The organism is Nocardia sp. NPDC060220 (genome assembly GCF_042727815.1).
Lineage (GTDB): Bacteria > Actinomycetota > Actinomycetes > Mycobacteriales > Mycobacteriaceae > Nocardia.
The window spans coordinates 1-8,785 of the sequence record NZ_JBHWZY010000228.1 but is presented as its reverse complement, the minus strand read 5'-3'; the positions used below and the strand labels follow the sequence as shown (position 1 = coordinate 8,785).

10 protein-coding genes and 1 pseudogene are annotated in these 8,785 nt (G+C 68.5%); 4 read left to right on the top strand and 7 right to left on the bottom strand.

The features are described from left to right. Window positions 1–8: 8 nt before the first annotated feature. Window positions 9–929 (top strand): hypothetical protein, encoded by a 921-nt coding sequence (locus tag ACFWF3_RS14345; RefSeq protein WP_379314022.1) that lies wholly within the window; start codon window positions 9–11, stop codon window positions 927–929. Between the two features lie 191 nt (window positions 930–1,120). Beyond that, window positions 1,121–1,414 carry a hypothetical protein gene (locus ACFWF3_RS14340; protein ID WP_379314020.1) on the top strand — a complete coding sequence of 98 codons (294 nt, stop codon included), beginning with the start codon at window positions 1,121–1,123 and terminating at the stop codon, window positions 1,412–1,414. On the opposite strand, the gene ACFWF3_RS14335 is transcribed toward ACFWF3_RS14340, so the two are convergent. The 3 genes from ACFWF3_RS14335 to ACFWF3_RS14325 all read right to left on the bottom strand — a co-directional run bounded on the left by ACFWF3_RS14335 (window position 1,415) and on the right by ACFWF3_RS14325 (window position 3,276). Next, the gene (locus tag ACFWF3_RS14335) at window positions 1,415–2,233 is read right to left on the bottom strand and encodes an alpha/beta fold hydrolase (protein ID WP_378995901.1); all 819 of its coding nucleotides are present in this window, start codon (window positions 2,231–2,233) and stop codon (window positions 1,415–1,417) included. A 178-nt stretch (window positions 2,234–2,411) separates the two neighbouring features. Further along, window positions 2,412–2,975 (bottom strand): methylated-DNA--[protein]-cysteine S-methyltransferase, encoded by a 564-nt coding sequence (locus ACFWF3_RS14330; protein WP_378995904.1) that lies wholly within the window; start codon window positions 2,973–2,975, stop codon window positions 2,412–2,414. A 37-nt stretch (window positions 2,976–3,012) separates the two neighbouring features. Then, the gene (locus tag ACFWF3_RS14325; protein WP_379314019.1) at window positions 3,013–3,276 is read right to left on the bottom strand and encodes a hypothetical protein; all 264 of its coding nucleotides are present in this window, start codon (window positions 3,274–3,276) and stop codon (window positions 3,013–3,015) included. 62 nt (window positions 3,277–3,338) lie between these two features. Here ACFWF3_RS14325 and ACFWF3_RS14320 point away from each other — a divergent pair, with 62 nt between their 5' ends. After that, entirely contained in the window at window positions 3,339–4,838 is a 1,500-nt protein-coding gene (locus tag ACFWF3_RS14320; protein WP_378995908.1) for a PLP-dependent aminotransferase family protein, read from the top strand. Here the strand turns inward: ACFWF3_RS14320 and ACFWF3_RS14315 are convergent. Both ACFWF3_RS14315 and ACFWF3_RS14310 read right to left on the bottom strand, forming a co-directional pair. Beyond that, window positions 4,825–5,196, bottom strand: coding sequence for a hypothetical protein (locus tag ACFWF3_RS14315; protein ID WP_379314018.1), 372 nt, complete (start codon window positions 5,194–5,196; stop codon window positions 4,825–4,827). The genes ACFWF3_RS14320 and ACFWF3_RS14315 overlap by 14 nt on opposite strands. Window positions 5,197–5,274: 78 nt before the next feature. After that, window positions 5,275–6,372, bottom strand: a complete 1,098-nt coding sequence (locus ACFWF3_RS14310) for a CaiB/BaiF CoA transferase family protein (protein WP_379314017.1) — start codon at window positions 6,370–6,372, stop codon at window positions 5,275–5,277. Between the two features lie 128 nt (window positions 6,373–6,500). Here ACFWF3_RS14310 and ACFWF3_RS14305 point away from each other — a divergent pair, with 128 nt between their 5' ends. Beyond that, window positions 6,501–6,983 carry a DUF456 domain-containing protein gene (locus ACFWF3_RS14305; protein ID WP_379314021.1) on the top strand — a complete coding sequence of 161 codons (483 nt, stop codon included), beginning with the start codon at window positions 6,501–6,503 and terminating at the stop codon, window positions 6,981–6,983. Here ACFWF3_RS14305 and ACFWF3_RS14300 read toward each other — a convergent pair whose 3' ends face one another. Both ACFWF3_RS14300 and ACFWF3_RS14295 read right to left on the bottom strand, forming a co-directional pair. Then, window positions 6,984–7,835, bottom strand: coding sequence for an amidohydrolase family protein (locus ACFWF3_RS14300; RefSeq protein ID WP_378995910.1), 852 nt, complete (start codon window positions 7,833–7,835; stop codon window positions 6,984–6,986). Window positions 7,836–8,020: 185 nt separating this feature from the next. Beyond that, window positions 8,021–8,785: pseudogene (locus ACFWF3_RS14295) on the bottom strand (pyridine nucleotide-disulfide oxidoreductase); the annotation flags it as partial.

Here is an 8,785-nt window from a genome sequence, read left to right as displayed (position 1 = left end):
CTCCTCGAGTGTTAGCGGGTGTCGGCGTGATCCGTCGGTCTGTGAATGTGAACTCTTCGACGGTGCGGCGGGTCGCTCGGCCGGTGATCGGGGTGGTACCCATGGCGTTGGCCCTCGCCTGTGCGGGCGTCGCTATCGCGGTGCCGCAGCCCGGTGTGAATGTGGCTCCGGTGCAGCCGGGTATCACCACCGAGTCGCCTGCCGACGAAGGCGGTCGCTCGGATCTGGCGAAGTTCGACGGTCCGGATTCGCTCGGGCATCTCACGCCTGAGCGTCCGGAGTCGCGCCCGGTGCCCGAGTACACCACCCCGGCCCCGCCGATCGTCATCGAGGAACTCCACCTTCCGGAGCCGGTCGAGCCGGTGGCCCCGATCGCCCCGCCCGAGCGGACACTGCGCATCGGTGACTTCACCAGCCCGGTCCCGGACGAGGTTCCGAACGACGTCCTCGATGGTGTGAACGGCACCGCCGCCGACGCCGAAGCCGCGATCGCCACCCAGGGCCGCTCGGTCGGCATCAACCCGAGCCGCTCGGACAAGATCGCCGCGGCGACCGTCGGTGGCGCGCTGGCCGGAGCCGCGATCGCGGGTGTTCCGGCTGCCGCGGTCGGCGCGGTAGGCGGCGGCCTCATCGGCGCCGGCATCGGTGCCGGGGTCGGCTTCGCGGTGGGCGCCGCGGGCACTGCGGGTGCGGCCGCGATTCTCGGTGCCGCGGCCGCGGTCCCGACCGCGGGCGCGAGCGCCCTGGCGGCGATTCCCGCGGGCTTTGCCCTGGCGTGGCCGATCGCAGCCGCCAGCACCGGTGCGGGCGCTGCCATCGGCGCCGCGGCGGGTGCGGCTACCGGCGCCGCAGTGCTCGGCGTCCCCGCAGCCGCGGCAGGTGCCGTCGCAGGCGGCGTGCTCGGCAGCGGTTACGGCGCGACTCTCTGATCGGTTGTCGGCCGGGCTCACCCATCGCCCGGTCCGGTCGGAACTCCGGCCGGACCGGGCGCTCGGCGTATAGGTCCCCAACCGCAAGGCCGTAATCCTGCGATCTCGGTGGGAATCGGCCCCGGCGACCACTTCGGTGTCGGAATACTCGCCGGGGTAGCGTCGAGAAGGGTTTCGGACGGAGGTGGATGATGGCTCTGCGACGTGGGTCAGCCGCGGCGGCTCTGCTCGCGCTGGCAATCCTGCCCGCTTGCGCCGCCCCGGACGACCCGGCTCCCTCGCCCAGCGTCTCCCCGGTGAGTTCGGCGCCGCCGCCCGCGCAGACTCTCGCCCCCTCGCAGCAGCGCAACGAACGCATTCGCGGGATGCTCTATACCGTCGGTTGCACGAGTAACAGCTGCGTCCAGGTGTACTTCGCGTGTCTGGACGGCTACCTCACCGGTGAGCCGTGCCAGTTCTTCCGCGATCACCCACCACCGCCCTGATTACTGTGTGCGGGTGAGGAATTCGCCGACGGCGGGGGCGAGGATCGAGATCTTGGGGTTGTGGCTCACACCGGGGAGTTCGGCGAATCGCGCGTTCGGGAGCACCTGGGCGGCGGCCTTCGAGCCCTTGATGAGCAGCGGTGCGGTGCGGTCGCCCGCCAGTACGAGCACCGGCACCTCGACTCCTCGCCAGTCGGCGGGGTCCAGCTTCTTGCCCTGCATGTACGGCTTCATCACGGCCCAGTCGTGCGCGGTCGAGTTCGACGTTGCCGTCAGCGTCTTCCAGAAGGGTGTCACCCGCATCGCCGCCACCATGAGCAACGGCATCCCCATCGCCTTGGTCATGTAGTACCGCACGGTCTTCCCGCGATCGCCCGCCGCGATCATCGGGTGCAGCTTGGCTGCCAGATCCTTCGGTGGCACATGGCCTTTCGCGTCGACCACGAACGGTGGCTCGAACGCCACCACCTCGGTGACGCCGGGCACGGACCGCGCTGCCAGCAGCGCCAGCGCGGCGCCGGAGGACCAGCCGAACAGCGCCGCTTTCCCGCCCGCGGCCTCGACCAGCGCCGCGATATCGGCGATCTCGTTGGCCGCGTCGTACACGCCGGGGGAGTCGGTGCTGTCACCGCGCCCACGCCGGTCGTAGTTGAGCACCGTGAGCCCGTAGTCGTCGGCCAGCGCCTGCGCGAGTTCGACCATCGTGGGGAACGCGCGGTAGCTGAAGGCGCCACCGATCAGGATGACGGTCCCGGCGGTCCCCTCACCGATCCGGTCGTAGGCGATCGTGGTGCCGTCGGCCGACGTCACAGTCTGCATGGGGGAATTCCTCTCGATAACGGGCCGCCGCGCTCGACGGTACGCGATCACCTCGACCGCAGGTCCGCGTGGGTTTCGCGGACCCGGCAGCTGGTACGAGCCGGGCGAGTCCGATCTTGTTCGTTGAGACGGGACGCGTCGCGAGAATTCATCGGTGCGCTGCCGAACGGGTTGCCGATCAGAACAGCATCGGTTCACCGAAGCCCGGCGTCCGTTCGATCTCCAGCAGCCGCGCCTTGGTGCCGATCCCGCCCGGCGCCGAGAATCCGTGCAGCGCGTGATCGGCCGCGAGCACCCGATGGCAGGGAATAATGAGCGGCACCGGGTTGCGCCCCAACGCTTGTCCGACGGCCTGCGCGGAGCCGGGAGCTCCGATCCGGCCGGCGATATCGCCGTAGCTGAGCGTGTGACCCGGGTCGATCTCGCGCGTCACCGCGTACACCGCGCGATGGAATTCCGGTGCACCCCGTAGGTCCACCTCGATCCAGCGCAGTGCGTCGACCGCTCCATCGAGGTGGGCGCGAATTCCCGCGATCGCCTCGACGATCACGGGCCCCGGCGCGCTCTCCGGCACCGGGGACCCGGCGAACGGCCGGGTGATCCGGGCGAGGGTTTCCTCCTCGCTGGCCTCGGGCAGCTGGAACCGGACAACGGCGTCACCGTGCCAGGCGATCGCGCACAGCCCGATAGCGGTGTCGAACAGTGCCGAGACCACCGTCTCGGTCTGCGTCGAGTCACTCATGATCACAGTGTGCGCCGACCCACCGACAAAGACACACTCACGCGGCGAGCGACCCTCGCTGCGTGTCTGTCGACTGGACTTCAAGGCCAGTTTCGGGCGACTGGACTGCATCGTCGCCCACCTCGTAGGAACGCATCGCATCGAGATCCCGGTAGAGGCGTTGCTCGTCGTAGGTGCCGAATGCCCGGTCATGGGGCAGATATTGGAAGGGCCAGAAGGGCAGTTCGCCCTTCTTGGGCGAAAAGTGGTAGACCGCCAACCCGAAGGCAACGGCAACGGTGAGGGCTAGGAAAGTGGTCATGCCAGTAAGAATCCACCCACTGGCCTTGCTTCGAAATATCCACTTAGGGAATACTGGACTTTATGGCGACAAGAGTGATCGGTGCGGCAGGCTTGGCTCGCGACCTCGGCCGGTGGCGTGACCCCGAAACCGGCGGCGAGGCCGAACGCCGCCCGCACCGGCCCGCCTACCTGGCCCTGGCCGAAGCCATCCGCCTGCTGATCCACGACGGCCGCGCCCCACTCGGTGTGGCCCTGCCCAGCGAGCGCGATCTGGCGGGGACTCTCGGCGTCAGCCGCACCACCATCACTTCGACCTATTCGCTGCTGCGCGAACACGGCTATCTGATCAGCCGCCAGGGTTCTCGCAGCACTGTCGCGCTGCCGCCCGCGATCCAGCACGACGGCGCCAAGCCCAGCCGCGGCATCATGGCCCTGATGGCGCAGCCGGAACTGCCGACCATCGACATGACCTATGCCGCGATGCCCGCGTCCCCCGAACTCCACGACGCGTATTCGACAGCGCTGCAAGGAATCCCGTCCTACCTCGGCACCCACGGGATGGACCCGGTCGGCATCCTCGCGCTGCGCGAAGCACTGGCCCGTCGCTACACCGCGCGCGGTCTGCCGACGGAACCGGACCAGATCCTGGTGACCCTCGGTGCGCAGCACGGACTTCGGCTGCTCCTCAACGTGCTCGCCTCGCCCGGCGCCCGGGTTCTGATCGAGCACCCGTCCTACCCGAACGCCATCGAAGCCATCCGCGACGTCGGCGCCCGCCCCATTCCGATTCCGCTACGGCCCGAATTCCCTGATGCCGGTTGGGATCTCGAAGGTCTGCGCAGTACGGCGCGGCAGACCGCGGCCACCCTGGCCTACCTGGTTCCCGACTTCAACAACCCCACCGGACTGCTGCTCGGCGCCGAGGGCCGCGCCGAACTGGCCGCCATCGCCCGCGACACCAGGATGACCGTCGTCGTCGACGAGTCGATGGGCGAGCTGAACCTGTCGGACGGGACCATGCCCCCGCCGGTGGCCGCGTTCGCGAAGGGCTCGGAGATCGTCACCATCGGTTCGGCGTCGAAGTCGTTCTGGGGTGGCCTGCGGGTCGGCTGGATCCGTACCAGTCAGCCGCTGATCACCAAACTGCTCGGCATCCGCTCCACGGTCGACCTCGGCACCCCGGTGATGGATCAGCTGGCCACCGTCCACCTGCTCGAGAACGCCGAACCCATTCTCGAGCGTCGTCGCGAACAGCTGCGCGCCCAGCGCACCGCCCTGCTCGACGCCGTCGCCGAAGACCTCCCCGGCTGGCACATCACGGTCGGCGCGGGCGGTATGTCGGTGTGGGCCCAGCTGCCGAGCCCGGTCTCCACCGCGCTCGCCGCCACCGCGCCCAATCACGGCGTATTGCTGGCCGCCGGACCACGTTTCGGCGTCCAGGGCGCGTTCGAGCGTTTCGTCCGGCTGCCGTACACCCACCCCGAAGCCGAGCTACGCATCGCCGTCAAATCCATCGCCGCGGCCTACGACGCCCTCACGCCCCGCGCCGCCGACCCGCTCCAGCCCCTCACCTGCTACTGAACGCGCACGGGTTGTGCCCGGTGGAAGCCGGTTCGGGGCGCACGGTTTCGTACCCCGCCCCGAACATGAACAGCACCGAGGCCACCAACCCCAGCGCGGTCAGCGGCACCGCGACGGCGCCGCGTTCGGACGGATAGCGGAACAGCAGCACCAGCAGACACAGCAGCGAAACGGCGGCGGCCAGCAGCATCCCGGTCGCCAGCCCGTTCAGCACGCTCACCATCACCGGCACCGGTGCCGCACTGTGGCAATGGTTTTCGGCGATCTGCGCGGTACGGGTGTCGAACAATCCCTCGGCCAGGATGAAGCACAGCACTGCCGCGCCGAAGGTGGTGACCGCGATGAGGGCGGCGAGCACCTTCGGTGGGGTTCTGACGGTTCGGAACCTCGGCCTGTCGTCGATAGTGGAAAACTTTACCGACGACAGGCCGCCAAATCAGTCAGCCCAGACCGTTTCGATCGGTGTCGCGACGTTCGGCGGGGGAGTGGGTGTGCCGCCCGGTGTGCGCGAGAAGCGCGGCGCGGGCGCGTGCTGGACCACACCGTCGATGTCGATCAGGCCGGTACGGGCCACGATGTGCGGGTTCTCGGTGGCCTCGGTGAAGGTCAGCACCGGTGTGGTGCAGGCATCGGTGCCGTCGAAGATCGCGGCCCACTCGTCGCGGGTCTTCGTCAGGAACTTGTCGGTGAACAGCTTGCGCAGCTGTTCCTGACCGTTCGGGTCGATCTGCATCGGCAGACCTTCCGGGTCGATCTCCAGCCCGGCCAGCAGTTCGGCGTAGAACTGCGGCTCGATCGCGCCGACGGCCATGTACTTGCCGTCGGAGGTCTCGTAGGTGTCGTAGAAGGCCATGCCGGTATCGAGCAGGTTGGTGCCGCGCTCGTCGGACCACAGGCCGACCCCGCGCATGCCCCAGATCATGTGCGAAAGGGCAAGCGCGCCATCGATCATCGCGGCGTCGATCACCTGGCCCTTGCCGGAATTCTGCCGCTCCACCAGTGCGGCGAGCACGCCGAACACCAGGAACATCGAGCCGCCACCGAAGTCGCCGACCATGTTCAGCGGCGGCACCGGCCGCTCGCCCTTGCGTCCGATGGCATTGAGCACACCGGTGAGGGAGATGTAGTTGATGTCGTGTCCCGCGCGATCGGCGAGCGGGCCGTGCTGGCCCCAGCCTGTCATCCGGCCGTACACCAGGCGCGGGTTGCGGGCCAGCGCGTCGTCGGGTCCGAGGCCCATGCGCTCGGTGACGCCGGGGCGGAAGCCCTCGAGCAGCACGTCGGCCTTCTCGACCAGGTCGAGGATCTTGGCGACGTCGGCGGGGTCCTTCAGATTCGCCTCGACGATCGTTCGCCCGCGCCACTGGGGGCGTTCCATGAAGCCGGGCAGCTGGTTCGGGCGCTGCACGCGCACCACGTCGGCGCCGAGGTCGGCCAGCAGCAGCGCGGCGTGCGGACCTGGCCCGATGCCTGCCAACTCGATGACCTTGATGCCCGCAAGGGGCCCCTGCTTGGCGGTGGACTCCGTGCTCACGCGGTGACCTCAGTTCGTCGTCGAACGGTATTGACACTCCGACAATAGCGCTGGGGTGGCGGCTCGGGTAGAGCATGGGCGAGAATTCGCACGAGCGCGACTCGGCGTGGCAACGGGAGGACCCGGTAGTGGGCGTGTGGGGTGAGGTCGTTGTCGGCCTTGTCATTCTGGTCGGCATCGTCGGCGTGATCGTACCGATTCTGCCGGGCGTGATCCTCATCTTCGCGGCAATCGCGGTGTGGGCGTTCATGACCGGCGGTACGACGGCCTGGACGGTGCTGGCGATCGCCACCGTCGCGCTGGCGCTCTCCGGCATCGTGAAGTACACCTGGCCGGGCAAGCGGATGCGCGAAGCCGGGGTGTCGAACCGTGCGCTGCTGGCCGGTGCGGTGCTCGGCATCGCCGGCTTCTTCGTGATCCCGATCGTCGGCCTGTTCATCGGCTTCGTGCTCGGTGTGTACCTGGCCGAGCTGTACCGCTTGAAGACCAACGACCTGGCCTGGCCCGCGACCGTGCACGCGCTCAAGGGCGTCGGCTTGTCGATGCTGGTCGAGTTGTTCGGCGCGCTGATCGCGTCCGGTGTGTGGCTCACCGGCGCGATCATCAGCTGACTACTCGATGATCGGCAGCGGACGGGTGTGGTCGTCCGCGCCGGGGAGCTGATTGCGCGGGATCGGGATAGTCGGATTCTCGGTGCGGGGTAGCGGCTCGGATTTCGGGCGACGCACCGCGGGCAGCCGGTAGAACTCGCGGGCATTGTCCTCGAGCACCGCGTGGATATCGGAGCCGACCACCTGCGAGATCAGGTCCACATCGCGCTCCTCGAACGGCCTGCCTGCGCGCGTGCCGGGCAGATCGCTGCCGAACATCAGCGCACCCGGGTTGACGGTGTGAATGCGTCGCAGCGTCTCGGCCACATCCATCTCGACCCGGCCGAACCCGGTCGCCTTCACCCGCGCGCCGCGGTCCACCAGGTCGAGCAGGTACGGCAGACCCTCGTCGGACATGCCGAGATGGTCGATCGAGAGCGCGGGCAGCTTCGAGATCACCGGTTGCAGCGAGGCCAGCATCTGACCGTCGATGTAGAGCTCCACGTGCCAGCCCGCCAGTTCGTGGGCGCGCAACGCCTGCAATGTCATCTCGGTGATGTCGGCGGCGGCGCGCTTGAGGTTGAACCGCAGGGCGCGTACGCCTGCCCGGTTCAGCGCGAGGATCTCGTCGTCGGTGGCGTCGAGATCGAGCCGGGTCACGCCGACCCAGTCGGGACCGAGCGCGGCCAGCGCTGCCTTCAGGTACGTCTGATCAGCGCCTTGGAAAGACGCGCTGACAACAGCACCGCCGCGAACATCGAAGTGCGCCATACGCTTTCGATAGTCATCGATCACGTAGGGCTCGGGGAGATAGCCTTCGTTCTCGATCAGCGGAAACCGCGGATCGATGATGTGGACGTGGGCATCGAACACCAGTACAGAATGCCTTATCTCTGCGGCGCGAGCGCGCTCAACGTCGCGCCCCCACTAGGACGGGACCACTGAAACCCCGAGTTCTGCCATGACAGCACACCCAACCTCCGCACATCCCGACCCCGAGGAGGGATCGGGCGGGCCATTCAGGGCCGCGAACACGCGCGCGCCAGCGCGCCGAAAACTCAGGCCTTGTTCGGCTCGGAGGCGCGCAGCATGTCCTCGCGCTCCACGACCTTCACGCGCTCACGGCCTTCGGGCTCGCCGAGGGCGCGCTCGTGGGCGTCGAGGCGGTACCAGCCAGCCCAGGTGGTGAACGGGATGCCCTTGCCCTCGAGGAACTCGGTGACGGCGTCGAGCTCGGGCTTCGGCGCGGGGGCGAAGGCCTTGGCGTCGTCGAGCAGGCAGGCGATGGTCTCGTTGGCGTCGCCCTTGGTGTGGCCGATGAGGCCGACCGGGCCGCGCTTGATCCAGCCGGTCACGTAGGTGGCGGGCATGAATCGGGCGTCACCTTCGGCGGTGTCGTCGGCGATCACGCGGCCGGCCTCGTTGGGCACCGTGCCCGCCTGATCGTCGAACGGCAGCTGGGTGACGTTCTGCGAGAGGTAGCCCACGGCGCGGTACACGGCCTGGATGTCCCAGTCGGTGAAGTTGCCGGTGCCCTTGACGTTGCCGGTGCCGTCGAGCTGGGTGCGTTCGGTCTTCAGGCCGACGACCTTGCCGTCGGCGCCGAGGACCTCCGAGGGCGATTCGAAGAAGTGCAGGAACAGCTTGTGCGGGCGGTCGCCGTGGTCGCGGATGGCCCACTGCTCCAAGGTGTTGGCGACCATGTCGACCTGCTTGGAGTTACGGCGGGCGGCTTCGGAGCCCTCGTCGTAGTCGATGTCCTCGGGGTTGACGATGACCTCGATCGTCGGCGAGTGATCCAGTTCGCGCAGCTCGAGGGGCGT